Genomic DNA, 25063 nt, shown 5'->3' on the forward strand with positions numbered 1-25063 from the left:
AATTTGCCACTTAGGTATTGCATCCCTCCGTAAGTGCCTTACAATCTTAACTTTACACTATCACCTTGAAAGTTGGACTCGTTAAGATGGTTTTGATCCTCGATAATAATAATAACCGAGCAAGTAGCTTGTGTGCATCGTTGAACTTTGTTGGGCAATCATCTCAAGTTATTGACGACGAATTCTTATCTCAAGAGAAAAAGTTAGGGTCAGATGCGATCGTCGTACTAGGTGCTTTGACTAAGTTGCAACATGAGAGTGTAATTAAATCATACCCAGCGACCCCGTTTCTGCTTGTTGGAGAAACGCTTAAACCGTTATTGAGCTTAGCCAATGTTATAGGCCTAATTACTGAACCATTTGGCCATGATGTTACTATGCAGTTATTGCATGACAGTCAGCAGTATCTCAGGATGCTTCCAGGTCAATCGGATAAAACGAATGGCAAATCTTTTGATGGATTGGTTGGCGAGACCGACGCTGTTAAACAAGTACGTTTTTTAATTTCTCAGGTAGCAAAAACTGATGCCAACGTTCTAATTTTAGGTGAATCAGGTACGGGTAAAGAAGTTGTTGCACGTAATGTACATTTATTGTCAAAAAGAAATAATGGACCCTTTGTACCGGTTAATTGTGGTGCTATACCGGGTGAGTTACTTGAAAGTGAGTTATTTGGTCATGAAAAAGGGGCATTTACTGGCGCTATTTCTGCAAGAAAAGGGAGATTTGAATTAGCGCAAGGTGGAACCCTTTTTTTAGATGAAATCGGTGATATGCCGTTACAAATGCAAGTTAAGTTATTACGTGTTTTACAAGAGCGCAGCTATGAAAGAGTTGGGGGAACGAAAGCGATTCAAGCAGATGTTAGAGTAATTGCCGCGACTCACCGTAACTTAGAAGACATGATTGAAAGTGGTAAGTTTAGAGAAGATTTGTATTATCGTCTCAACGTTTTCCCGATTGAAAACCCATCACTACATGAACGAGCGGATGATATTCCATTACTGCTGAAGGAATTAATGCGCCGTGTTAATGAGCAAAGTGGTACTGGTGCTAAATTTACTGAACGGGCAATTGAAAGCTTAAAAGTACATACGTGGCCTGGCAATATTCGGGAGTTGGCAAACTTGGTCGAGAGAATGGTCATTATGTTTCCCGAAAAGGTGGTGGACGTCACTGATTTACCAAATAAATATCGACATATTGAAGTGGATGCATTTGAACCAGAATATCCAGAAGAATTACGAGAAAAAGACGCATTTAATGAACTATTTAGTGAGGGCTTTAGCGATTATGACGAAGAGCCAGAACCGGAGTTTCAGGCAAGTGAACACGCGTTAGGTTGCTTGCCTGCTGAGGGCATAGAGTTAAAAGAATACTTGGCTGAATTAGAAGTGAGTTTAATTTCTCAAGCGCTGGAGCGGTATGACTATATTGTTGCTCGGGCGGCTGAAGTGTTAGGCGTGCGCCGCACGACACTTGTTGAAAAAATGAAAAAATATAACCTTAATAAAGAGTAAATTAAGGTTAGGCGCTGATTAGGTTAAACGTTGTTTAATATCTAAATTTTGGTAGGTGTTAATAATTTCTTGCTTTCTAAAGCATGCATTATCATGGTCATTGACCATTCCACACGCTTGCATATGGGCGCATACAGTCGTAGGACCTAAGAATTTAAACCCGCGCTTTTTTAAATCTTTTGCAAACGTGATACTAATATCACTCGTTGCTGGATAGTCTTCTTTACTTGAAATGTCATTAATGACAACCTTGAAATTTACAAACTGCCATTGATAGCGAGCAAAGCTACCGAACTCTTGTTGAATGTTAATAAATGCTTGAGCATTATTGATAGTTGCTAATATTTTTAATCGGTTTCTAATAATATCAGTATTGCCCAGCAAACGCTCTACATCTGCTTCCGTCATTTGTGCGATATCTTCAACCTTAAATTGATGAAATGCATTTCTATAGCCTTGGCGTTTCTTTAATATGGTATACCAGCTTAATCCAGCTTGTGCTGATTCAAGCGTGATAAATTCAAACAATGTGTGATCATCTGTAACGGGAACACCCCATTCTTTATCATGATATTCAATGTAATCAGGCTTAGACTGATCTAACCATAAGCAGCGCGTACACATACTCTCTCCTCAAAAGGAATAATTAATTTAGTTAACAGGTTAGTTCCGCGTACCGTGTTTACTTATCATTCGCCAGAGTGGCTTGGCATTTATATGGTGATTTAGTCGCGGTCTGTTGGCTGACTGTAAAGTACCATATATTGCGGAATTGGTAATCTTTGAATTGGCAGGCCCTTTGGTTTTTTCTAAAATTGAGTTTCATCACTAAGAGGAGGATTTAAGATATATCATCACCGTCAAAAAAATGTTGTAGATATATTTACCTAATCCCATGAAAAGTAAAGGAAATAAAATTGGCATAAAGTGTGCTTTATCTATGGTAAGAATTTTTATTTGAGAATTTTATTATGGCTTTAGCACATATTTTAAATCCAGGCTTTACTCCATCGTCGCAATTTAATCCTTGCTTATTACAAGAGGCCTATGTTGGTGAGTTGAGCGACCTGCGCCAACAGGCGAGTTGGCTAAGTCATTTAGTTGACACAATGCCTGCAGGTGTGATCGTGCTAGATGGTCAAGGAATGATAGCTAAAGCCAACCAAATTGCCATAGATATGTTAGGCGAGCCACTTGAGGGGGAGAAGTGGTTTAACATTATTCAACGCTCTTTTTGCCCGAAACAAGATGATGGGCATGAGGTATCTCTTAAAGATGGTCGTTTGATTAAGTTAGATATCTCAGCGCTCACCCCAGAGCCGGGGCAGCTTATTTTAATGACCGATCTCACTGAAACTCGACAATTGCAAGCAAGGATGGCGCATATGCAACGCTTGAGCGCTTTAGGCAAGATGGTGGCATCTTTGGCGCATCAAGTACGCACACCTTTATCAGCAGCTATGCTTTATGCCGCAAATTTGGGCAGTAATAAAATGTTAGGCACTGCACGAATACGCTTTCATGAAAAGCTTATGTCACGGCTTAAAGATTTAGAATCTCAAGTAAATGATATGCTGTTATTTGCTAAAAGTGGTGAGGAGCAAGTTGTTGAATCAGTGTCTATGCAGCAATTGTTGAGTGAAGTTAAGGCTGGGTCAGATGCGATGGTATTGATGCACGAAAGTATATTAGATGTGGTGCTACCAGAACCAGATATTGTAATAGTTGGTAATAAGACAGCCTTGGCCGGTGCGATTCAAAATTTAATTCATAACAGTATTCAAATCATTGGGATTAATGCGCATGTTGTGGTGAGTGCTAAGCGAGAACCCGGATCCGATAGAGTTAGAATCTCTGTAACAGACAATGGTCCCGGCGTTGATGAATCATTGAAAAGTAAACTATTTGAACCATTTTTTACTACTAAGAGCCAAGGTACTGGGCTTGGTTTAGCTGTGGTTAATTCTGTTGCAAACTCGCATAAAGGCAAGGTCGAAGTGAGTAATATTGAGGAAGGGGGAGCACAATTTAGTTTGTTGTTACCTATTTCATTTGAGATGGAACAATTGGAGGCTGTATGAGTCATTCTATATTAGTCGTTGAAGACGATGCAGGTTTGCGTGAAGCATTGTTAGACACATTACAATTGGCTGGACTTGAATGTGTAGAAGCTGCAAGTGCTGAAGAAGCCGTAATTTTGTTAAAACAGCAACGTTTTTCGTTGGTTGTGAGTGATGTTCAAATGGGAACAATGAGTGGTATTGATTTACTGCGTACCATCAAATTAAATTACCCTGATTTGCCTGTACTAATGATGACTGCTTATGCGACGATTGATGACGCGGTGGAAGCAATGCGTTTAGGCGCGATTGATTATATGGCAAAGCCTTTTGCACCAGAAGTCTTGCTTAATATGGTTAGTCGTTATATGCCAGAGAAAACGAAAGAAACAGATGGTCCGATTGTAGCAGATGCGCAAAGTTTACAGCTTTTGGAGTTAGCAGCTAAAGTTGCAAAGTCAGATGCAAGTGTTATGGTTTTAGGTCCGAGCGGTTCAGGTAAAGAAGTACTCGCGCGTTATATTCATGATAAGTCTGACCGAGTAGATTCACCATTTGTTGCTATTAATTGCGCAGCCATACCTGAAAACATGCTAGAAGCAACCTTATTTGGGTACGAAAAAGGGGCGTTCACAGGTGCAATTCAAGCATGCCCAGGTAAGTTTGAACAAGCTCAGTGTGGCACTATCTTGTTAGATGAAATAACGGAAATGGAGCTGGGCCTACAAGCAAAGTTACTGCGAGTTTTACAAGAAAGAGAAGTTGAAAGATTAGGTGGAAGAAAAACCATTGAGTTAAATGTGCGCGTATTAGCTACGAGTAACCGAGATTTAAAAGAAGCAGTAGCGAAAGGCACATTTAGAGAAGATCTTTATTACCGCCTTAATGTGTTCCCGCTTATGTGGAAGCCGCTGCATCAACGCCCTGGTGACATTATTGTATTGGCGGAACACTTGGTCGCGAGACATTGCAGTAAGTCGGGGAAATTAATTCCTGTGATTGATGATGGTGCTAAGAAAAAACTGCTAACTCACAATTGGCCTGGTAATGTACGAGAGCTAGATAATGTTGTGCAACGAGCCCTCATTTTATTACAGGGTAATACGATATTCGCACAAGACATTTTTATTGAAAACACTGAAACCATGGATTTACCAGAACCTACACTGATAGATAATACGGTGAGTGTGGAGTTGAACTACCAATTAGAGCGTTCTAATAATGTAGACGTCCAAAACGAAAGTACTGATTATAAAAGTGAATTACAAGATAAAGAGCATCAGATTATTTTAGAGACACTATCACGTTACCAAGGCAAGCGTAAAGATGTTGCTGAAGTACTGGGCATGAGTCCGAGGACGTTACGCTATAAGCTGGCTAAAATGCGAGATCTAGGTATTGCTCTTCCGGCGTGATTAATTTTTATTAATGAATGGAAGCCAGCACTGTCTGGCTTTTCTCCTGTCAATAATATGGCACTATCAAAGTGATGATTAACTCATTGATTTTTATCGACAATTAGTTGGCATGATTAATGCTTTATTCTGTGTGTAACAAATTTACAGGATCAGCACATGAATATTCAACCTAATACTTTATATCAAGAAATGCAGTCACTCGCTATCGAGGCGACACGCAATAAACCTGATGCAACCATGCCAGTACAAAGTGCCGCTACATCTTCTGCACAATTTGGTGATTTGCTATCAGATGCAATTAATACTGTAAGTGGCTTACAAAAAGATGCAAAATCTAAGGTAACGGCCATGGAGATGGGAGATCGCAGTGTCTCTCTTTCTCAAGTGATGATAGCCTCACAAAAATCTTCCGTTGCTTTTGAAGCAACGGTGCAAGTTCGCAATAAGCTTGTTGAGTCGTACAAAGAAATCATGAGCATGCCAGTATAATTTTTGGGTAGTGGAGAGTAACTGTGGCAACGAATCAATCAACTGAACTGGCTTTATCCGATGGCGCTGTAGGCGATGGCGGATCTGAAGACCAACAAGAACAGAAATCAGGCTATTTGAGTGGGTTAAGTGGCGTTGATATGTTGCGTCAAGTTACTTTGGTAATAGCACTGGCGATTTGTTTGGCGATCGCAATTTTTATCATCATTTGGGCCCGCCAACCAGACATGCGTCCTTTAGGGCAGTATCCAACAGATGAGCTTGTACAAACATTAGATTTTTTAGATGCGCAAAAGGTCGAATATGAGTTAGATGGCAACACCATCATGGTTGCTGAAAATGACTACCAAAATATTAAACTCAAAATGGCGCGAGATGGCTTTACTCAGTCGCCAAGCTCTGGTACCGATATTTTAATGCAAGATATGGGTTTCGGTGTGAGTCAGCGATTAGAAAGAGAGCGTTTAAAGCACGGTCGCGAGCAGCAACTCGCGCGTACAATTGAAGAACTTCAAGATATTACCAGAGCAAAAGTTTTACTGGCTATCCCAAAAGAAAATGTATTCGCAAGAAGAGAGAAAAAACCTTCTGCAACAGTTGTAATCACGCTTAAACGGGGCCGTTCTCTGGGTGGAGAAGAAGTGGATGCTATTGTTGATATTGTCGCTTCAGCTGTTCAAGGACTTGAACCGGCGCGAGTAACTGTGACAAATCAAAACGGCCGATTACTTAATTCCGGGTCACAAGATTCATTGGCTGCTCGTTCTCGTAAAGAGTATGATTTAGAGCGTAAAAGAGAGCAAGAGTACTTAGAAAAAATTGACAGTATTTTAATCCCAGTAGTTGGATTAGGGAAGTTTACAGCGCAAGTTGACTTAACAATGGACTTTAGCGCCATCGAAGAAACACAAAAGCGCTTTAACCCTGATTTGCCGGCAGTGAGAAGTGAAACAACCTTCGAAGAAAATAACATCGGAGGGCTGGCGGTAGGGATCCCTGGTGCGTTGACGAATCAGCCTCCTGTTAATTCAAATATTCCTGAAGTTGCTGGACAAGGCAATGGGCGAAATAATGCAAATCCAAGTAGAACGCATAAAGAAGCAACACGTAATTATGAACTAGATACCACGATTAGCCATAAACGCCAACAAAGTGGTGTTATACGCAGGATCAGTGTGTCAGTTGCGGTTGATTATTTGGCGAAAGCAGATGCCGAGGGCACCGTAACTATGGCACCAAGAAGCCAAGAAGAAATTAATAATATAAGACGGTTACTGCAAGGTGGTGTAGGGTTTGATATGCAGCGTGGTGATGCACTTGAAGTTGTGACAGTGCCCTTTGTGCGAGAAGACATTTTAGAAACTGCTGAACTACCTTTGTGGGAACAAGAGTGGTTTATGAAAACAATGCGTCTTGTGATGGGAGCATTGGTTATTATTGTGTTAATTCTAGCGGTTGTAAGACCGATGTTGAAGCGTCTGATTTACCCAGATGATACATTAGAAGAGTTTGATGAAGACTCATTAACTTCAGGTGTTGATTTAGGTGATAGCACGTTAGATATGTTAAATAACGATTTTGATTCAGCTGCTGTTGGTTTCTCGTCGGATGGTACATTACAATTACCAGACTTACATGGCGATGAAGACTTACTTAAAGCAGTACGAGCTTTAGTAGCTAACGAGCCAGAACTCTCCTCACAAGTAGTGAAAGCGTGGTTAACAGAAGATGACTGATGAAGAACAAAAACAATTACCGGCAACCTTTGATGTTGAAAAACTTGATGGTGTTGATAAAGCTGCAATCTTATTATTGAGCCTTACCGAAGAAGATGCAGCTCAGATACTGAAGCACCTTGAGCCAAAGCAAGTACAAAAAGTCGGTATGTCGATGGCTGCATTAGATGATTTATCTCAATCTAAGATTAGTGCTGTACATAATCTGTTTATTGAACAAATACAGAGTTTCAGTACTATTGGCTTCCAGTCAGAAGACTTTATTCGTAAAGCATTAACCGCAGCATTGGGTGAAGATAAAGCGGCGAGTTTGATTGACCAAATTGTCATGGGCTCGGGCGCTAAAGGTTTGGATTCACTCAAGTGGATGGATTCAAAGCAAGTTGCGAATATAATTCGAAATGAGCACCCTCAGATCCAAACCATTGTTTTGTCATACTTAGAACCAGAGCAATCGGCGGAGATTTTGTCTCAATTCCCGGAGAAGGTTCGTTTAGATTTGACTATGCGTATTGCTAACTTAGAAGAAGTTCAGCCGGCCGCTTTACAAGAACTAAATGAAATTATGGAGAAACAGTTTGCCGGTCAAGCGGGCGCACAAGCAGCTAAAATGGGAGGCTTGAAAGCGGCTGCGGATATTATGAATTATCTAGATACCAATGTTGAAGGGCAATTAATGGACTCTATACGTGAGCATGATGAAGAGATGTCACAGCAGATCCAAGACTTAATGTTTGTATTTGAGAATCTATTGGATGTGGAAGACAGAGGTATTCAAGCGATTCTCCGTGAAGTTCAACAAGATGTGTTGATGAAAGCTATCAAAGGCACAGATGATGCACTCAAAGATAAGATTTTGGCCAATATGTCGAAGCGTGCTGCCGAGATGATGGCTGATGACTTAGAGGCAATGCCCCCTGTGCGAATAAGTGAAGTGGAAGCCGCTCAAAAAGAAGTACTCTCAACGGCCAGAAGATTAGCTGATTCCGGTGAAATTATGCTAGGCGGTGGTGGCGGTGAGGAGTTCTTGTAAACCATGAGTGATCCAAAATTTTATAAAGGGCGCCCTGTTGAGGGAGAGGCATTAGATGAGTTGCTAAAAAATTGGCCGATCCCTGATGTTGCTGATGACCCTAGGAAATATGCCGGTCGTTCAACGGCTTTTGGCCAACCTTTGGAAGAAGTGTTCCAAAAACCGGAAGAAAAAGTGAATGCAGAGCCGCAAGCACATGAGCCTGAATTTCCGACATTAACAATGGAAGAGCTTGAGCAAATTCGTCAAGACGCTTATGAAGAAGGGATAAAGCAAGGTCATGAACAAGGTTATATTGATGGCTTTGATAAAGGAGTGACAGAAGGAAAAGACGCTGGTTATAAAGAGGGGGTTGAAATTGGTAAACAACAAGGGCTGGATGATGCACAACCATTGATAGATGAGAAGTTACAGGTGTTATCTCAGTTAATGAGCGATTTAAATTCTCCCCTGAGACTTGTTGACGAAGCGTGTGAAAAGCAACTGGTTTTTCTTGCCAATTTATTGGCGGAAGCGGTTATTTTTCAAGAAGTAAAATTAAACCCTGATGTAGTTTTATTGGCGTTGAAAAAAGCGATGGATGCGTTGCCTATCTTGCAGCAAAATGTGAAGGTGCATTTACACCCTGAAGATCTTGAGCTAGTTAAGCAAGCCTACGGAGAGGAAGAGTTATCTAAACAACAATGGCAATTAACACCCGAACCGACTTTGGCTAGAGGAGGGTGTGAGGTTAAAACGTTGCAGTCATCGATTGATATGACATTAAAAACACGAATGCGAGAAATTTTGGATAAATTCTTGCATGACAGTGATATCTAACATTCAGAATCACGTAACCGGATGAGCCAAACCAATACTCTCGCAGAGCGGATAGCTCGCTATCAAGATCACATACCGCAATTCTCCGTGCCCGTAGCAGGCAGTCTAACACGTGTTGTAGGGCTAACACTGGAAGCTAAAGGATTAATCGCACCCGTTGGAAGTCAATGTAAAATTGAAACAATTCGTGGTTTTGTCGATGCCGAAGTAATTGGTTTTAACGATGATACGTTGTATTTGATGCCAAATGACCATATTTCAGGGGTATTACCGGGCGCACGCGTTATTCCGCAATTGAATGAAACAGGGTTGCCAGTTGGGATGGGGTTGCTAGGTAGAGTGGTTGATGGGCTTGGTCGCCCATTGGATGGTTTAGGCTCGGTCGATACACAAGAAACGTTAAAATTTGCTCAAGAACCGATCAATCCATTAGCAAGGCGACCAATCAAGGAGCCAATGGATGTCGGTGTTAGGGCTATCAACTCAATTATCACTGTGGGTCAAGGGCAAAGAATGGGCCTATTTGCAGGAAGTGGAGTGGGTAAATCGGTACTTTTGGGCATGATGACGCGTGGCAGTGAAGCCGATGTTATCGTGGTTGGTTTAGTCGGCGAACGTGGTCGAGAAGTAAAAGAGTTTATTGACGAAATATTAGGCGCTGAGGGACGAAAGCGTTCGGTTGTGGTAGCAGCTCCTGCGGATGCATCCCCGTTGATGAGATTGAAAGGCTGTGAGAGTGCAATCACAATCGCGGAATATTTTCGAGATCAGGGGTTAAGTGTTTTGTTGTTACTTGACTCAGTAACCCGGTATGCGATGGCGCAACGTGAAATCGCATTAGCGGTTGGAGAACCTCCAGCTACTAAAGGTTATCCGCCATCGGTATTTGCTAAGTTGCCAGCTTTAGTAGAAAGGGCTGGTAACGGCGGTGAAGGGCAAGGGTCAATCACGGCATTTTTTACGGTTTTAAGTGAAGGTGATGATATGCAAGATCCTATCGCAGATGCCGCGCGTGCGATTTTAGATGGTCATATTGTTTTATCACGAGAGCTCGCGGATAGTGGTCATTATCCTGCAATTGATATTGAAAAGTCGATCAGTCGAGTTATGCCGCAAGTGGTGTCTGAGAGTCATATGCAACAAGCACGAGTTTTGAAACAAGTTTACTCTATGTATCAACAAAATAAAGACATGATAACACTTGGTGCTTACCAAAAAGGCAGTGATCCAATGTTAGATCAAGCGATCACCATGATGCCGGCAGTGAATACATTCTTACAACAAGGAATGAAAGATGTGCTCAATTATGATGAATGTTTGCAAGGGCTTGCACAATTATTGGGGCAAGGCTAATGGCGACAGATAAATTGGCACTCCTGTATAAGCTTGAAAGTGAAAAAGAAGAAAAATTACGAGTTAATTATAGTCAGGCTCAACAGCACCTGAGCATTAATCAGCAAAAACTCAAAGGCTTGAATGATTTTCGCCTTGAATATACTCAGCAGCTTCATTTGAAAGCGTTAGCGGGACTGCAAACCAGTGGCTTTAATCAATATCAATCATTTATTAAAAAAATTGAAGATGCCATAAAACAGCAAGCCTCAACAGTTATGACGGCACAACAAGTTGTTGAGCAGCGGAAAAAAATTTGGCTAGCTCAACAAGTAAAAGCAAAAGCAATTGAAATGCTTATTAATAAAAGAGCTTTGGAAAAGCAGAAGCGACTAGATAAAGCAGAGCAGGCTATGTTAGATGAGTTTGCAACAAATCAGTTTGTGCGACGTAAAGCAAGCTGATTGGCTTGTTATTTGCTTGTCCTTATAAGTTATTAATGTAAACGGCGTGGTTTTGCCGTTATGTAAAAGGTGATCATATGCTCAATGTGAAACAAGATTTAGCTATACTCAACTCTGATTATTCAGAGAAAGTCAAATACGAAGAGCGAAAAGATGCAGCAGTAGCTAATGAAGAATTTGCAAATGAATTGAGTAGATATGAAGAGTACGCCTCGTCTTATGACTCAAAAGAGACTCCAGAGAATAAACCTAAGTTAAGAAATGGTAAAGAGCCAAAAGAAGAGTTGCAGACGAGAAGCAAAGAGTATGAAACCCCTACAACGGCTGGCAAAACAGATGATATTAATACGAGTGAAAATAAAGCCGAAGCCAATTCGTCTACTGATGAAGCCAGCTCTTCTACTAAAGCCAATTCTGATATTATTGTAGAGCCAGATGCAAAAGAGGGTGTTAAGTCTACAGCAAACAATAGTGACGGTGATTTCCTAGCGCAAATTAACGCTGCGCAACAGCAAAGTACATCAGTCAAAAGTTACACACAACCGACCACCCCAGAGTATTCAAAACTGTCTCAAGTTGCACAAGCAATGGAGCAATTGAATGCTTCAAAAAATGCCAAGCCAGAACAACAGATTGGGGGCAATTTAAAGAATGAAAAAGAATCAGATGCTCAGCTTTTATTTACTAATAAAGCGGAATTAATATCTAAAGGTACAAATAATGACGCAGTGACGAGTGGTGATACACAGATCACAAAAGCGTCTGATGTTGATAAAGCGCTTAAGGATATAGAGTCGGGTTATAAGGATAATAAACCGGACAAAAGTACACCTGTTTTGTTGTCATCTCTGGCAAATAATGACATAGCTGGAAAAGACCCGACATTGATTAATAGTGCTTCACAAACAGGAAAGAACAAACCAACAGAGGGAAACGTGAATCAAGAGAGTGCTGAAGTACTTATGGATAGACAATCGAGTAGCAATACTAAGTACAACGCAATAGACAGTAGATTCATAAAGAAAGAGGAGATGAATGAGCAGCCTACGGTGACTCAACAGAAAGATAAAACACCGCTTCTAGAAAAAGATTTGCAGCTCAAAACACATATTGAGCAACTTAATAGCAATGAGAAAAAGTCACTTCAGCTTGCTTTACAGCAGGCCTTGAATAGCAATACTTTATCGCCTGAGGCGAAAGAAAATGCACAGCGTGCACTTCAATTCATGAACAATGAGCGTAATGTAAAAGCACCACAGATAGAAATGCAGATAGGTGAAAGTGATGTGGTGGATCCGGATAACCCACTTAAGGCAGTAAGTCATGAGAATCAGCCTAAACTAAGCACAGTATCTGAGAGCATCATTTCTCGGGTTCCTCAAAAAGAAAGCGGTGGATACCGAAATGGCGATTTGAAAGCCTTGCAAACAGAAGCAATGAAAGAAGAAGTAATTAAAGAGGAAGTAATTAAAGGTCAAGCAGCCGCTGCAGAAATAAATACACCTAGAAAACCAGTACCAAATATTCAAGTTGAACAGCTACTTAAAGCTATTGTGCAACCTGTTGCACCACATAGTGTGAACAACACAGATTTTGTTGATTATAACAGTCCCGTGCAAGTATTAGATTCTACACAAGGGCAACAAGTGTCAAATCAAAATCAAACATCATTCTTGTCAGGCCGGGTGGTGGTGGATCCAGAGATACAGCAAGCGATAAATGTTGCTCGAAATGATGCTGCAAAAGTGCTTCAAGAGAAAGTATCGATGATGTTGAACTTGAATAATAAAGAAGCTGAAGTTCGATTAGATCCACCTGAGTTAGGCAGTATGCAAATTCGTATTAGAAGTGATGCTGAACAAGCTCAAGTCAATTTTATCGTTCAAAATCAGCAAGCCAAAGAAGCTCTTGAGCAGTCAATGCCAAAGCTAAAAGAAATGTTGGCTGAACAAGGCATAGAATTGGGGGAGAGTAATATTCAGCAAGAGGATCAAGGTCAACGGGATGAACAAAGCGAGAATAATCAACAAGAAGGGAATTCTAGACTTGCCAATAACAATGACGAGGCGCAAAATACCGCTCAATTGATGAATAGTAAAGCAGATGAAGGGTCAGGAATAGATTACTATGCCTAACAACTGCTATGATATATAAAGAAACCTTGTGACTTTATATCACTTTTAAGGATTGGTATGGCAGAAGAAACAGATTTAGAGATAGAAGAAGCTGGTGGCGGTAAAAAAAAGCTGATTATTATTATAGCCGCAGTTGTGGTTATCTTAGGTGGCGTAGCTGGATTTTTCTTAATGTCTGGCTCGGATGAACCAGCGGAAACACTCGAGGAAGAAACAGCAATTGTTGAAGCGCCAGAGCCAAGTGCAGCGGCTGAAACTGGCAGTGCACTATATGTCGCGATGCCGAGACCTTTTGTTTTCAATGTACCGGGCGCAAGCCGAGATCGTATAGTGCAGATAAAAGTGCAGTTATTGGTTCGTGGTGATGGGAATGAAGAAATTGCTAAAAAGCATATACCCTTGATAGAAGGGACCCTGCTAAGTGTATTTTCAACTACGACGGCAGATGAATTGAGTACTAGTGCTGGAAAAGAAACGTTACGCTTAACTGCTTTAGATAAAGTACAGGCTGCAATGGAAGGTGTCGAGGGTAGCAAAGTTGTTGAGCGTGTATTATTTACTGGCTTTGTGATGCAGTAATGGAGTCCTACGGTGAGTGATTTATTATCTCAAGACGAAATTGATGCACTATTGCACGGTGTCGATGAAGTTGAAGAAGAAGAAGTTGTTGAAGGTGAAGAAGGTGAGTCCTCTCATGCGCTACAGTACGATTTCTCATCGCAAGATCGTATTGTTCGTGGGCGTATGCCAACCCTTGAGATTGTGAACGAACGTTTTGCTCGCCATATGCGTATTAGCTTGTTTAATATGATGCGCCGTACAGCAGAAGTATCGATAAACGGTGTGCAAATGCTCAAATTTGGTGAATATATACATACCTTATTTGTACCAACCAGCTTGAATATGGTGCGTTTTCGACCTTTGAAGGGTACTGGTCTTATCACCATGGAAGCACGACTTGTTTTTATTTTAGTGGATAATTTTTTTGGTGGTGATGGTCGCTATCACGCTAAAATTGAAGGTCGAGAATTTACCCCAACCGAAAGACGTATCGTTCAGATGCTGCTAAAGATTATTTTTGAAGATTATAAAGAAGCGTGGGCACCTGTGATGGATGTTTCGTTTGAGTATTTAGATTCAGAAGTAAACCCAGCAATGGCAAATATTGTGAGCCCTACGGAAGTGGTTGTTATTAGCTCTTTTCACATTGAGCTCGATGGTGGTGGTGGCGATTTCCATATATCCCTACCTTACTCTATGTTAGAGCCGATTCGTGAACTACTTGATGCGGGTGTGCAATCAGACACTGAAGATACCGACTTACGATGGAGTAAAGCGCTCAGAGATGAGATTATGGACGTTGAGGTTGAGTTATCAACACAACTTCTTGAGGTTGATTTATCCCTTGAACAAATTATGGGGCTGAAAACGGGGGATGTGATCCCGGTTGAAATGCCAGAGCATATAACGGTATTTGTTGAAGAGTTACCAACATATCGAGCAAAAATGGGTCGTTCAAGAGACAACATAGCGCTGCAGATCAGCGAGAAAATTAAACGTCCAGAATCTGTGAAATCAGAGTTGCATGTCTTTACTAAAGGTGGAAAGAAACTTGACTCTGATGCTGAGCTGGCTGAGTTAGAAGAAGATTTGCACTTATCTGATGGCGTAGATTTAGATTGGTGATAATTGATTTGATAAAGGTTTTAATAGTATGAGTGATGACCAAGATACAATGGATGAGTGGGCTGCGGCATTAGCAGAGGCTGATGATGCGGATCAAGGTGGAGAGCCTGAGTTAGCAGAGCTTGATGAGTTAACAGATGCATCAGGTAACTTGTCAGCCGATGAAGCCCGAAAACTAGATACCATTTTAGACATACCAGTGACTATTTCTATGGAAGTGGGTCGGTCTAAAATTAATATCCGTAATTTATTACAATTAAACCAAGGCTCTGTTGTAGAGCTCGACAGAGTCGCTGGTGAGCCTCTAGATGTACTTGTTAATGGTACTCTTATTGCACATGGAGAGGTTGTAGTAGTAAATGATAAGTTTGGTATTCGTCTAACGGATGTTATCAGCCAAGTTGAACGCATAAAAAAATTACGATGAAACATTTTTTATTTGCAATTAGTTTATACCCAAGTGTAGCTTACACTGCTGTACAGCCCTCGGGCTTCAGTTCAGAGCTAGTGTCAGTTGGTTTGTCTCTTTTGATGGTGTTGTTGTTGATCATTGGATTAGGGTTTTTTCTCAAAAAGTTAAATCCTAATATTGGCAATAACAATGATTTTAAAGTGATCAGGAGTCTTCCTTTAGGGACTAAAGAGCGTTTATTAGTTATTGAGGTTGACGATAAGCAACTTTTACTAGGTGTCACGCCACAAAATATTAATTTTTTATATCAGCTAGATACACCTCTCGATGTGCAAAACTCGCCTGTATTTGCAAAGGAGCTAAGCCGCTTCTTTACGCCTGATAATAAGCACAATAAGCACAATAAGCACAATAAGAACACACCAAATGATTAGATTATTCGCTGTAGTACTGTTACTGTTTTTTACACCCTATGTAAGCGCAGAGGGCATTGATGCTTTGAGTATTACAACCAATCCCGATGGTTCTCAAGAATACTCAGTGACATTGCAAGTACTTGCAATTATGACGGCACTGAGTTTTATTCCAGCGGCAGTCATAATGATGACTTCATTTACGAGAATAATTATCGTACTGGCTATATTACGTCAGGCTATAGGTCTTCAGCAGTCGCCGTCCAATCAAATACTGTTGGGCATGTCATTGTTTTTGACTTTTTTTATAATGGCGCCAATTTTGCAGGATATAAATGAAAAAGCCGTCACGCCATATTTGAATGAAGAGATGACATCGATTCAGGCATTAACTGAAGCGAAGGAGCCGATTAAGGCGTTTATGTTGTCACAAACCCGATTAAAAGATTTGGAAACCTTTGTGCAAATTGCAGGCTATGACAAATTAGAGCAGCCTGAAGATACACCATTTATTGTGCTAATCCCCGCCTTTGTGACAAGCGAATTGCAAACGGCATTTATTATTGGCTTTATGTTTTTTATTCCCTTTTTGATTGTTGATTTAGTGGTTGCTAGTGTCTTGATGGCAATGGGTATGATGATGCTATCGCCTATGATTGTTTCTCTTCCATTTAAGATTATGCTTTTTGTTTTAGTTGATGGTTGGGGTCTTGTTATGGGCACACTCGCTCGGAGTTTTGGGCTAGGGGCATAGTATGAATCCAGAAGTATTTGTTGATATATTAAGCAATGCATTGTTTTTAGTAATAAAACTCGTTGCAGCAATTGTACTTCCTGGCTTATCTATCGGACTCGTTGTTGCTGTTTTCCAGGCAGCTACGTCAATTAATGAACAAACGTTGAGTTTTTTACCACGCCTAATTGTTACAATTTTAGCATTGATTGCTGGGGGGCATTGGCTCACACAAGAGTTGATGGATTTTTTCACTGGTTTAGTTTTATCAATTCCTGAAATTGCAGGTTAGTCGTGGAGTTTCCTTTTGCGATTATAGTCCAGTGGTTAAGCGATTTTTTACTTCCTTTAGTACGTATTAGCTCGATGATTATGGTGATGGCTGGGCTGGGGGCACAGAGTGTACCAACGAGAATAAAACTTGGATTGTCTGTAACGGTTACTTTTGCCGTGATGCCTGTTTTACCTACTTCGCAATTTAGTGACCTCTTCTCATTTTCTATGATTTTCGTTGTTATTCAACAAATGATCATTGGCATAGCCATTGGATTTGCATCTTTATTGCTACTTAATACATTTATTATTGCAGGGCAGATTTTGGCTATGCAAACGGGCCTTGGTTTTGCTTCTGTGGTTGACCCCGCTAATGGCTTGAGTGTCCCTGCGGTTGGTCAGTTTTACTTGATTTTAGCTACATTATTGTTTTTTGTTTTGAATGGTCATTTAATGATGATTCAAATGGTAGTGTTTAGTTTTCAAACTTTTCCAATTAATGGGCAATGGTGGATTGTCGATAATTATTGGCAAATAGTGAATTGGGGAGGGTGGATGTTTTCAACGGCAATGGCGTTATCCCTTGCACCGTTAACAGCCATGTTGGTGATTAATATTTCATTGGGCATTATGACCCGTGCTGCGCCGCAAATGAATATATTTGCAGTTGGTTTTGCATTTACCCTTGTTGCAGGTCTTACTATTATTTGGGCTACGTTAGGAAATTTTTTAGTGCAATATGAATTTCAATGGCTTAAGACAATTGAACTAATGTGCAATTTAATTGGTTGTACGGTATAGCATATGGCAGAAGATTCGGGTCAAGAAAAAACGGAAGAACCCACGGGGAAAAAAATAGATGAGTCTCGTAAGAAAGGGCAAGTTGCACGTTCGAAAGAGTTAGGGACCACATTTGTACTCATTTTTTCCTCAATATCATTGCTATTGTATGGACCTGATATAGGAAAGGGGCTGTATAATATAATGGGCCGAGCATTGAGCCTAAACCGTAATGAAACATACGATACAACCAAGATGTTCTCTATATGGGGGGAGATGTTTTCCGAGCTTATTTTCCCAATGTCTATGTTTGTTTTTATCATTGTAATAGCCGCTATTGTTGGTAATACTTTATTAGGCGGCTTTAACTTTAGTTGGCAGGCAGCGGCACCTAAAGCCAGTAAAATGTCTCCGGCAAAAGGTATTAAAAGAATGCTAGGCCCACAGGCGGGTATTGAGCTAGTAAAAGCGGTACTTAAATTTGGGTTGGTAGCAGGTTTTGCTATTTACTTGATAAACACTTTTTTTTATGAAATATTGCATTTAAGTGTCGAGCAAATCCCCAGTAGCATCATTCACGCATTAGAAATCTTGGCATGGATGTTTTTAGCGTTAAGTTGTACGTTAATTATTATTTCAGCCATAGATGCTCCTTACCAAAGCTATAATCACCATAAACAGCTTAAAATGACGATGCAAGAAGTAAAAGATGAATATAAAAATTCGGAAGGTGATCCACAAATTAAGGCGCGTATCCGTCGCACTCAAAGAGAGATGTCCCAGCGTCGTATGATACAAGATGTGCCTGATGCAGATGTGATTGTTACTAACCCAACGCACTATTCCGTTGCATTAAAATACGATACGGAAAAAGCCGGTGCGCCCATTGTACTAGCGAAAGGTGTTGATGAACTGGCCATGCAAATAAGAAAGGTCGCAATAGGTAATGAAGTGCCTATTGTTGAATCACCAGCTTTAACACGTTCTTTATACCATACCACTGAAGTTGGCCAGCAAATACCAGATCAATTGTTTACAGCCGTAGCACAAGTACTCGCTTTTGTATTTCAGTTAAAGCGCTTTCAAAAGGGCCGAGGCAAGCGACCGACAGCGCTTAATGACGATCTACCTATTCCCAACGAGTTGAAACATTAAACTTCACGGTTTTTTTAGACAAGCGTAACATTTATTTATGCTCTACATTTTTCATCATTACCTTATAAATTTAGGGTTAGTAACTTTATGGCGCATAACTTGCTTTGTACTAGTCAGTGTCAATATTTTGTAGTTACTAAGTTATGGATTTTAAAGCAGTTTTACAGCAAATCAATAGAGATAAGAAAGAATATGCAAAGGGTGTAGGTACCCCTCTAATGGTTCTGGCTGCGCTAGGCATGGTTATCTTACCTCTGCCTCCTTTCCTACTAGATATTTTATTTTCTTTTAATATCGCGCTAGCACTAGTCGTTCTATTGGTAACTGTTTACACCATGAAACCGTTAGAGTTTGGTATGTTTCCAGCAGTGTTACTTATTGCAACAATTATGCGATTGGCATTAAATGTCGCGAGTACACGAGTTGTTTTGCTTGAAGGGCACAATGGTGGTGATGCGGCTGGTAAAGTAATTGAAGCATTCGGCTCAGTGGTCATCGGCGGAAATTACGCGGTCGGCTTAGTGGTCTTTTTAATTCTAATTATTATTAACTTTGTTGTAATCACTAAAGGAGCCGGGCGTATTTCTGAAGTGTCAGCACGATTTACATTAGATGCAATGCCAGGAAAACAAATGGCGATTGATGCAGATTTAAATGCAGGCTTTATTAGTGCAGACGATGCTCGAGCTAGGCGAGAAGAAGTAACCCGTGAAGCTGATTTCTACGGGTCAATGGATGGTGCCAGTAAGTTTGTAAAAGGGGACGCTATTGCAGGTATTGTTATTTTAGCTATTAATATTATTGGTGGTTTATTTGTTGGTATGATCCAACACAATCTCGGGTTTGGTAAAGCAATGGAGGTTTATACTCTACTCACCATTGGGGATGGACTTGTGGCGCAATTACCATCGTTGCTTCTATCTATCGGCACTGCAATTGTTGTTACTAGACAAAATGAATCTCACAATATGGGAGATCAATTTAAGGCCCAACTTGGTAATGAAAAGTCATTATCAATAGCTGCTGCAATTTTAATTGTTATGGGACTTGTACCAGGGATGCCTCATGTTGCATTTTTGAGTTTAGGTGCATTACTCGGATATTTGGCGTATTACACTCAGTCCCAAAAAACAAAAGCAGAGGAAGTTAAACAAGCGGAAGAAGCCAAAGGTGGTGACATCGCAGCTCGAAAACAAGATCAAAAAGAGCTTGGTTGGGACGACGTTCAGCCTGTGGATGTTATTGGGCTTGAAGTTGGTTACCGTCTAATACCGTTGGTAGATCAAGCACAAGGTGGTGAACTATTAAGTAGAATCAAAGGTGTTCGTAAAAAGCTTTCTCAAGAACTGGGGTTCTTGGTTCCACCAGTACATATTAGAGATAACTTAGAGTTAGACCCCAATGCATACAATATTACTTTAATGGGAGTGGGATCCGGAGATGGGGAATTAAAGCATGGTGATGAGCTTGCAATTAACCCGGGCCAGGTATTTGGTCCAATAAATGGTGTTGCTACAACCGATCCAGCATTTGGTTTAGAGGCTGTATGGATTAAACCCGAACAGAAAGATGAAGCGCATTCTCTTGGTTATACAGTCGTTGATGCTGCAACTGTCGTAGCAACACATATAAGCCAACTGTTGACTAATAACGCATCACTACTATTAGGTCATGAGGAAGTTCAGAACCTACTAGATATTTTGGCGAAAAGTCATCCGAGACTTGTTGAAGGTTTGGTGCCAGATGTATTACCTCTCACGACTATCGTTAAAGTATTGCAAAACTTACTTAATGAAGGGGTCGCAATTAGAGATATGCGGTCAATAATTCAAACGCTCGTAGAGTATGGTCCTCGTAGTCAAGACCCAGATGTACTCACCGCGGCTGTACGAATCTCGTTACGACGATTGATTATTCAAGATGCAGTAGGAGCTGCGGAAGAAATCCCTGTCATAACATTGGCGCCTGAGTTGGAACAGATGTTGCATCAGTCACTTCAGAACGCAGGTGATGAAGGGGCAGGTATCGAACCAGGCCTTGCGGAGCGGCTTCAAGAATCGTTACGAGAAGCGCATCAAACGCAAGAAATGTTAGGTGACCCGTCTATTTTATTAACCTCAGGTATGTTGAGAAGTGTGCTCTCAAGATTTGTTAAACATACAATACCTGGACTTCGAGTGATGTCATATCAAGAAGTACCAGATGAAAGGCAAATCAAGATTGTGAGCTCAGTTGGACAATAATAGGACTCAAGGGGTTGTAACATGAAAATTAAACGTTTTTTTGCTAAAGATATGCGCACAGCATTAAAGGAAGTCAAAGAAGAACTTGGCGTTGATGCTGTAATCATGTCAAATAAAAAGTTGGCAGATGGTGTTGAGATCGTTGCAGCGGTAGATAATGACCGAGAACTAGTGAAACAACCTCAGGTTTCAGAAAATCTAGCAGAAACGGTTACGCAACCGCAATCACAACCGCCTAGATTTATACGTCCAGAGCCTCAAAGAGCACGGCCTGAGCCACAAGCTCAAGTTGCAGATAGCTTGCAAGCTCTGTTAGAGCGCCAAGCACCTCGTCCCCGTTCTCCTGAGTTGGCATCGATGTTTTCGCAATCTGGTATTGATACAGACCAAGTATTCAATAAGCATGCAGAAGTCGGTGGTCAATATGGTTCAATGGGACAGCGTCAAAGCGCGCCGACTCAACAAAGTCATGTTAGACCAACGAAATCAAAACCAATGGATATTTCAGCTCGTCACACTGAAAGCAACGCTGATTGGAAGTTTGAGGATGAATTAGAGTCTGGATTTGGTGATGATATAGTTAAACAGTCAGATGAAGTCCAGCCAGACGAAATGACGTCAATGCGCGAAGAAATGAATGCAATTCGTCAGTTGTTAGAGCACCAAGTTTCCGGATTGATGCAACAAGATATGGCACGCAGAGATCCTACTAGAGCCTGTTTAATTGATCGCCTGCAAGGTATGGGGATTGATTCAGAGGTTGCGGAACAAATGGCGTGTTTTATTCCAGATGATGTTTCGCGCAAAGAAGCATGGAATGCATTGCTTAATATGGTCGTAAACCAAATGCATACAACCAATAATGATATCTTACGCCAAGGTGGTGTTTATGCGTTAGTTGGTCCAACTGGTGTGGGTAAAACAACCACTGTGGCAAAACTTGCGGCATTAGGCGCACAAAAATATGGAGCTGACAAAGTAGCGCTAATTACGACAGATACGTATAGAATAGGTGCTTATGAGCAGTTAGCGACATATGGCCGGATTATAGGTTGTCCTGTAAAGCAAGTAAAAGATGCCAATGAATTAGCAGAAGTTTTATATCATTTACGCAATAAGCGTCTAGTATTAATAGACACAGCAGGAATGAGTCAAAGAGATTTGCGATTAACAGAACAATTAAATACTTTAATGCGTAGTGCAAGAGTTGATATTAGAAGTTATTTAGTATTAAGTGCGACTTCACAGATGCATGTTTTACAAGAGTCGGTCCGTCACTTTCAAAAAGTAAATTTAAGTGGCTGTATTTTCACAAAACTTGATGAATGTCTAAGTTTAGGTGAGATTATCAGTATTGCGATTCAAAATCGCTTGCCAATAGGGTATCTTACTAATGGTCAACGGGTGCCAGAAGACATTCGAGTGGCAAATGCTCAAAAGTTAGTCAAAAAAGCTGAGCAATTGTATTTAAAGAGAATAAAAGCACAACATTCGAGGCGCGAAGCAGTGGCGTCTCAGACAGTAGGAATGTATGATTAACACAGTTTTAGATCAAGCAAGTGGCCTGCGTAGGATGAATCAAAATAATAACCATGGTGTTAAAGTCATAGCCGTTACTGGTGGTAAGGGTGGCGTGGGTAAAACCAATGTGTCTTTGAACACGGCTATAGCGTTAGGTCAACAAGGTAACAGAGTATTAGTTTTAGACGCTGATTTAGGGTTGGCAAATTGTGATGTCATGTTGGGTCTGCGTGTCGAAAAGAATTTATCTCATGTTTTATCGGGCGAATGTGAGCTAGATGAGATTTTAGTTGAAGGGCCAGCAGGCATAAAAATAGTGCCTGCGACATCCGGCTCACAGAATATGGTTGAGCTTACACCGGCAGAGCATGCTGGGTTGATCCGGGCATTTAGTGAGTTAAATACTGAATTTGACATTTTAATTGTAGATACTGCCGCCGGTATCTCGGATATGGTGCTAAGCTTCTCTAGAGCAGCACAGGACGTAATGGTCGTTGTATGTGATGAGCCAACGTCCATTACAGATGCTTATGCATTGATTAAAGTTTTAAGCAGAGAGCATGGCGTTTACAAATTTAAAATAGTTGCGAATATGGTGCGTAGTTTAAGAGAAGGCCAAGAGTTATTTGCTAAACTGTCTAAAGTGACGGATAGATTCTTAGATGTGGCACTTGAGCTTGTTGCAACAGTTCCGTATGACGAAAACATGCGAAAGTCTTCGCGGCGTCAAAAAACAATTGTTGAGCTATTTCCTAAGTCTCCAGCCGCGGTTGCATTTCGTGGGCTGGCAAGCAAGGCCGCTAAATGGCCTATACCACATCAGCCATCAGGGCATTTAGAGTTTTTTATTGAACAACTTGTCAATGGGTAACTATGGCATCATCGGTGAGTAAAGCGATGGGGTATCAAACAACAGAACACTTGAGCATGGTGGTTGAACGTCATGCATCACTTGTAAAAAAGGTGGCATGCCATTTATTGGCAAGGCTACCTGCAAATATTCAATTAGATGATTTAATTCAATCAGGTATGATTGGTCTCATCGAGGCGTCAAAAAACTTTGACGCCAGTAAAGGGGCAAGTTTTGAAACATTCGCGGGTATTCGGATCCGGGGCGCGATGTTGGATGAAATCCGCCGAGGCGATTGGGCTCCACGTTCTGTTCATAAAAACAGCAGGACGGTGGCTGAAGCGATATCTTTCCTTGAATCTGCGTTGGGAAGAGAACCAAAAGATATTGAAATTGCTGAAAAACTTGATATTACGTTAGATGAGTACCATCATATTCTACATGATGTAAATGCGAGTAAAATTATCGGTATCGAGGATTTAGGCGTTGATGAAGACGTGATTACTCCTGCAAACCATGATTTATCGCTAGACAAACCTTTTAATAACGTTAAAAATGAACGTTTTAATGAATCGTTGCTGACAGCGATACAATCGCTACCAGAAAGGGATAGTTTAGTACTCTCTCTTTACTATAACGACGAAATGAATTTAAAAGAAATAGGCCAGATACTTGATGTTAGTGAATCTCGTGTTAGCCAAATCCATGGGCAGGCAATGATAAAGCTCAAAGCTAAAATCAATGACTGGGTCAATTAGAGTAAAAATAATAGGTTGAAACCTCACTGGAGGATGTTTTGGATAAAAACATGAAAATTCTCGTGGTTGATGATTTTTCTACAATGAGGAGAATAATCAAAAACTTACTTAGAGACTTAGGCTTTACAAATGTACAAGAAGCTGATGATGGAAGTACGGCGCTTCCTATGCTTCAAAATCAAGAGTTTGATTTTGTTGTAACAGACTGGAATATGCCAGGTATGCAAGGAATAGATTTATTGCGTGCAATTAGGGCTGACGATAGTTTAAAGCACATACCTGTTCTGATGGTAACAGCAGAAGCGAAAAAAGAGCAGATAGTAGCTGCTGCGCAAGCTGGTGTAAATGGATATATAGTTAAACCGTTTACTGCAGGAACGCTAAAAACTAAGTTAGAAAAAGTGTTTGAACGTTTAGGTTAACAATAAGAAGGAGAGGCTTATGTCAACGCCTTCTGTGCCTCAAATCACCCTTGAGCAAGCTAAACAACTTGTTGTTTATTTGGAACAAGGTGAGCAAGATAAAGCAGACCAACTTATACTGGATGCTGCGAATAAAGAACAGTCCGAGTTGTTTGCGGAGGTGGGTAAATTAACCCGTCAATTGCATGAGTCTCTAAAAAGTTTCGAACTCGATACTCGCCTTGCTGATTTGACGACTGAAGCCATTCCTGACGCTAAACAACGTTTAAATTATGTCATGGAAATGACTGAGAATGCAGCTAACAAAACAATGGATGCAATAGAGGCTAGCTTACCTTTAGCGCAACAGTTAGGTGACGAGATCTCAGAGATAAAGCCTACGTGGGATCGTTTAATGAGCCGAGATATCCAACTCGGTGAATTTAAAACGCTTTGTCATGACCTAGATCGTTTTATGCAGGGCTCTCAAACTCGTACTGACGAGTTACAGGGCCTGATGACTAACGTGCTAATGGCACAAGATTATCAAGATTTAACCGGTCAAGTTATTCGCCGTGTTATTGAACTTGTCAGGGAAGTTGAAGATAACCTTATCCATATGCTTACCGTTTTTGGTACGACTGATGAACTACCAGCCCAAGAAAGTGACGTAATCGCTGAGCAAGCGGTAGTTCAAGCAACTGAAGTAGACATAGATGCTATATCAGGTCCCGAAGGCCCCATATTGGATGCGGATACTCGCGATGATGTGGTTTCTGGGCAAGATGAAGTAGATGATTTATTGTCTAGTTTAGGCTTCTAATAGGAGAGT

At 40.8% G+C, this 25063-nt stretch carries 25 protein-coding genes; 24 read left to right on the plus strand and 1 reads right to left on the minus strand.

Annotated elements, in window-relative coordinates:
• Positions 1-86 precede the first annotated feature (86 nt).
• Positions 87-1520, plus strand: coding sequence for a sigma-54-dependent Fis family transcriptional regulator (locus tag J8L97_RS02740; RefSeq protein ID WP_211047780.1), 1434 nt, complete (start codon positions 87-89; stop codon positions 1518-1520).
• Between the two features lie 18 nt (positions 1521-1538).
• On the opposite strand, the gene J8L97_RS02745 is transcribed toward J8L97_RS02740, so the two are convergent.
• Positions 1539-2144 (minus strand): DNA-3-methyladenine glycosylase I, encoded by a 606-nt coding sequence (locus J8L97_RS02745; protein ID WP_211047781.1) that lies wholly within the window; start codon positions 2142-2144, stop codon positions 1539-1541.
• 347 nt (positions 2145-2491) lie between these two features.
• Here J8L97_RS02745 and J8L97_RS02750 point away from each other — a divergent pair, with 347 nt between their 5' ends.
• The 23 genes from J8L97_RS02750 (at position 2492) to J8L97_RS02860 (ending at position 25054) form a co-directional block, all read left to right on the plus strand.
• Positions 2492-3601, plus strand: a complete 1110-nt coding sequence (locus tag J8L97_RS02750; protein WP_211047782.1) for a PAS domain-containing sensor histidine kinase — start codon at positions 2492-2494, stop codon at positions 3599-3601.
• Positions 3598-4995 carry a sigma-54 dependent transcriptional regulator gene (locus J8L97_RS02755; RefSeq protein WP_211047783.1) on the plus strand — a complete coding sequence of 466 codons (1398 nt, stop codon included), beginning with the start codon at positions 3598-3600 and terminating at the stop codon, positions 4993-4995. The genes J8L97_RS02750 and J8L97_RS02755 overlap by 4 nt, the downstream gene beginning before the upstream one ends.
• Before the next feature lie 159 nt (positions 4996-5154).
• Positions 5155-5487 carry a flagellar hook-basal body complex protein FliE gene (gene fliE, locus J8L97_RS02760; protein WP_192506846.1) on the plus strand — a complete coding sequence of 111 codons (333 nt, stop codon included), beginning with the start codon at positions 5155-5157 and terminating at the stop codon, positions 5485-5487.
• A 23-nt stretch (positions 5488-5510) separates the two neighbouring features.
• Positions 5511-7223 (plus strand): flagellar basal-body MS-ring/collar protein FliF, encoded by a 1713-nt coding sequence (fliF, locus tag J8L97_RS02765; protein ID WP_192506847.1) that lies wholly within the window; start codon positions 5511-5513, stop codon positions 7221-7223.
• The gene (fliG, locus tag J8L97_RS02770) at positions 7216-8256 is read left to right on the plus strand and encodes a flagellar motor switch protein FliG (protein ID WP_010364930.1); all 1041 of its coding nucleotides are present in this window, start codon (positions 7216-7218) and stop codon (positions 8254-8256) included. The genes fliF and fliG overlap by 8 nt, the downstream gene beginning before the upstream one ends.
• A 3-nt stretch (positions 8257-8259) precedes the next feature.
• Positions 8260-9075, plus strand: a complete 816-nt coding sequence (gene fliH / locus J8L97_RS02775) for a flagellar assembly protein FliH (protein WP_211047784.1) — start codon at positions 8260-8262, stop codon at positions 9073-9075.
• 21 nt (positions 9076-9096) lie between these two features.
• A complete protein-coding gene (gene fliI / locus J8L97_RS02780; protein ID WP_210996229.1) occupies positions 9097-10428 on the plus strand; it encodes a flagellar protein export ATPase FliI in 1332 nt (443 codons plus the stop codon).
• Positions 10428-10871 carry a flagellar export protein FliJ gene (gene fliJ / locus J8L97_RS02785; RefSeq protein ID WP_210996228.1) on the plus strand — a complete coding sequence of 148 codons (444 nt, stop codon included), beginning with the start codon at positions 10428-10430 and terminating at the stop codon, positions 10869-10871. The genes fliI and fliJ overlap by 1 nt, the downstream gene beginning before the upstream one ends.
• Positions 10872-10948: 77 nt before the next feature.
• Positions 10949-13006 carry a flagellar hook-length control protein FliK gene (locus tag J8L97_RS02790; protein ID WP_211047785.1) on the plus strand — a complete coding sequence of 686 codons (2058 nt, stop codon included), beginning with the start codon at positions 10949-10951 and terminating at the stop codon, positions 13004-13006.
• Between the two features lie 57 nt (positions 13007-13063).
• A complete protein-coding gene (gene fliL / locus J8L97_RS02795) occupies positions 13064-13585 on the plus strand; it encodes a flagellar basal body-associated protein FliL (RefSeq protein ID WP_211047786.1) in 522 nt (173 codons plus the stop codon).
• 12 nt (positions 13586-13597) lie between these two features.
• Entirely contained in the window at positions 13598-14692 is a 1095-nt protein-coding gene (fliM, locus tag J8L97_RS02800) for a flagellar motor switch protein FliM (RefSeq protein ID WP_210996225.1), read from the plus strand.
• Positions 14693-14720: 28 nt separating this feature from the next.
• Complete coding sequence (gene fliN / locus J8L97_RS02805) at positions 14721-15119, plus strand: flagellar motor switch protein FliN (protein ID WP_192506854.1); 399 nt, start codon at positions 14721-14723, stop codon at positions 15117-15119.
• Complete coding sequence (gene fliO / locus J8L97_RS02810) at positions 15116-15538, plus strand: flagellar biosynthetic protein FliO (protein WP_211047787.1); 423 nt, start codon at positions 15116-15118, stop codon at positions 15536-15538. The genes fliN and fliO overlap by 4 nt, the downstream gene beginning before the upstream one ends.
• Positions 15531-16271: a flagellar type III secretion system pore protein FliP gene (gene fliP / locus J8L97_RS02815; RefSeq protein ID WP_211047788.1), complete on the plus strand. Its 741-nt coding sequence runs from the start codon at positions 15531-15533 to the stop codon at positions 16269-16271. The genes fliO and fliP overlap by 8 nt, the downstream gene beginning before the upstream one ends.
• A gap of 1 nt (position 16272) precedes the next feature.
• Positions 16273-16542: a flagellar biosynthesis protein FliQ gene (gene fliQ, locus J8L97_RS02820; RefSeq protein ID WP_211047789.1), complete on the plus strand. Its 270-nt coding sequence runs from the start codon at positions 16273-16275 to the stop codon at positions 16540-16542.
• 2 nt (positions 16543-16544) lie between these two features.
• Positions 16545-17324 (plus strand): flagellar biosynthetic protein FliR, encoded by a 780-nt coding sequence (gene fliR, locus J8L97_RS02825; RefSeq protein WP_211047790.1) that lies wholly within the window; start codon positions 16545-16547, stop codon positions 17322-17324.
• Positions 17325-17327: 3 nt separating this feature from the next.
• Positions 17328-18458 (plus strand): flagellar biosynthesis protein FlhB, encoded by a 1131-nt coding sequence (flhB, locus tag J8L97_RS02830; RefSeq protein ID WP_211047791.1) that lies wholly within the window; start codon positions 17328-17330, stop codon positions 18456-18458.
• A gap of 143 nt (positions 18459-18601) precedes the next feature.
• Positions 18602-20701 carry a flagellar biosynthesis protein FlhA gene (gene flhA, locus J8L97_RS02835; protein WP_211047792.1) on the plus strand — a complete coding sequence of 700 codons (2100 nt, stop codon included), beginning with the start codon at positions 18602-18604 and terminating at the stop codon, positions 20699-20701.
• A 21-nt stretch (positions 20702-20722) separates the two neighbouring features.
• Positions 20723-22240, plus strand: coding sequence for a flagellar biosynthesis protein FlhF (gene flhF, locus J8L97_RS02840; protein ID WP_211047793.1), 1518 nt, complete (start codon positions 20723-20725; stop codon positions 22238-22240).
• A complete protein-coding gene (locus J8L97_RS02845) occupies positions 22233-23093 on the plus strand; it encodes a MinD/ParA family protein (protein ID WP_010364898.1) in 861 nt (286 codons plus the stop codon). The genes flhF and J8L97_RS02845 overlap by 8 nt, the downstream gene beginning before the upstream one ends.
• A 26-nt stretch (positions 23094-23119) precedes the next feature.
• Positions 23120-23830 carry an RNA polymerase sigma factor FliA gene (locus J8L97_RS02850; protein WP_211047837.1) on the plus strand — a complete coding sequence of 237 codons (711 nt, stop codon included), beginning with the start codon at positions 23120-23122 and terminating at the stop codon, positions 23828-23830.
• A 38-nt stretch (positions 23831-23868) separates the two neighbouring features.
• A complete protein-coding gene (cheY, locus tag J8L97_RS02855; protein ID WP_010364893.1) occupies positions 23869-24252 on the plus strand; it encodes a chemotaxis response regulator CheY in 384 nt (127 codons plus the stop codon).
• 19 nt (positions 24253-24271) lie between these two features.
• Positions 24272-25054: a protein phosphatase CheZ gene (locus tag J8L97_RS02860; RefSeq protein WP_210996219.1), complete on the plus strand. Its 783-nt coding sequence runs from the start codon at positions 24272-24274 to the stop codon at positions 25052-25054.
• Positions 25055-25063 lie beyond the last annotated feature (9 nt).

The sequence above is a fragment of the Pseudoalteromonas sp. MMG012 genome (assembly GCF_018100875.1).
In the GTDB taxonomy this organism is placed as follows: domain Bacteria; phylum Pseudomonadota; class Gammaproteobacteria; order Enterobacterales; family Alteromonadaceae; genus Pseudoalteromonas; species Pseudoalteromonas aurantia.

What these genes read in the sequence shown, in the direction of transcription:
- fliQ (WP_211047789.1), top strand. Translation starts at nt 16,273, where the DNA reads ATGAATCCAGAAGTATTTGTTGATATATTAAGCAATGCATTGTTTTTA.
- flhF (WP_211047793.1), top strand. Translation starts at nt 20,723, where the DNA reads ATGAAAATTAAACGTTTTTTTGCTAAAGATATGCGCACAGCATTAAAG.
- J8L97_RS02740 (WP_211047780.1), top strand. Translation starts at nt 87, where the DNA reads ATGGTTTTGATCCTCGATAATAATAATAACCGAGCAAGTAGCTTGTGT.
- J8L97_RS02845 (WP_010364898.1), top strand. Translation starts at nt 22,233, where the DNA reads ATGATTAACACAGTTTTAGATCAAGCAAGTGGCCTGCGTAGGATGAAT.
- fliP (WP_211047788.1), top strand. Translation starts at nt 15,531, where the DNA reads ATGATTAGATTATTCGCTGTAGTACTGTTACTGTTTTTTACACCCTAT.
- fliH (WP_211047784.1), top strand. Translation starts at nt 8,260, where the DNA reads ATGAGTGATCCAAAATTTTATAAAGGGCGCCCTGTTGAGGGAGAGGCA.
- J8L97_RS02745 (WP_211047781.1), bottom strand. Translation starts at nt 2,144, where the DNA reads ATGTGTACGCGCTGCTTATGGTTAGATCAGTCTAAGCCTGATTACATT.
- J8L97_RS02790 (WP_211047785.1), top strand. Translation starts at nt 10,949, where the DNA reads ATGCTCAATGTGAAACAAGATTTAGCTATACTCAACTCTGATTATTCA.
- fliI (WP_210996229.1), top strand. Translation starts at nt 9,097, where the DNA reads ATGAGCCAAACCAATACTCTCGCAGAGCGGATAGCTCGCTATCAAGAT.
- fliL (WP_211047786.1), top strand. Translation starts at nt 13,064, where the DNA reads ATGGCAGAAGAAACAGATTTAGAGATAGAAGAAGCTGGTGGCGGTAAA.
- fliN (WP_192506854.1), top strand. Translation starts at nt 14,721, where the DNA reads ATGAGTGATGACCAAGATACAATGGATGAGTGGGCTGCGGCATTAGCA.
- J8L97_RS02860 (WP_210996219.1), top strand. Translation starts at nt 24,272, where the DNA reads ATGTCAACGCCTTCTGTGCCTCAAATCACCCTTGAGCAAGCTAAACAA.
- flhA (WP_211047792.1), top strand. Translation starts at nt 18,602, where the DNA reads ATGGATTTTAAAGCAGTTTTACAGCAAATCAATAGAGATAAGAAAGAA.
- J8L97_RS02750 (WP_211047782.1), top strand. Translation starts at nt 2,492, where the DNA reads ATGGCTTTAGCACATATTTTAAATCCAGGCTTTACTCCATCGTCGCAA.
- flhB (WP_211047791.1), top strand. Translation starts at nt 17,328, where the DNA reads ATGGCAGAAGATTCGGGTCAAGAAAAAACGGAAGAACCCACGGGGAAA.
- J8L97_RS02850 (WP_211047837.1), top strand. Translation starts at nt 23,120, where the DNA reads ATGGGGTATCAAACAACAGAACACTTGAGCATGGTGGTTGAACGTCAT.
- J8L97_RS02755 (WP_211047783.1), top strand. Translation starts at nt 3,598, where the DNA reads ATGAGTCATTCTATATTAGTCGTTGAAGACGATGCAGGTTTGCGTGAA.
- fliG (WP_010364930.1), top strand. Translation starts at nt 7,216, where the DNA reads ATGACTGATGAAGAACAAAAACAATTACCGGCAACCTTTGATGTTGAA.
- fliE (WP_192506846.1), top strand. Translation starts at nt 5,155, where the DNA reads ATGAATATTCAACCTAATACTTTATATCAAGAAATGCAGTCACTCGCT.
- fliJ (WP_210996228.1), top strand. Translation starts at nt 10,428, where the DNA reads ATGGCGACAGATAAATTGGCACTCCTGTATAAGCTTGAAAGTGAAAAA.
- fliO (WP_211047787.1), top strand. Translation starts at nt 15,116, where the DNA reads ATGAAACATTTTTTATTTGCAATTAGTTTATACCCAAGTGTAGCTTAC.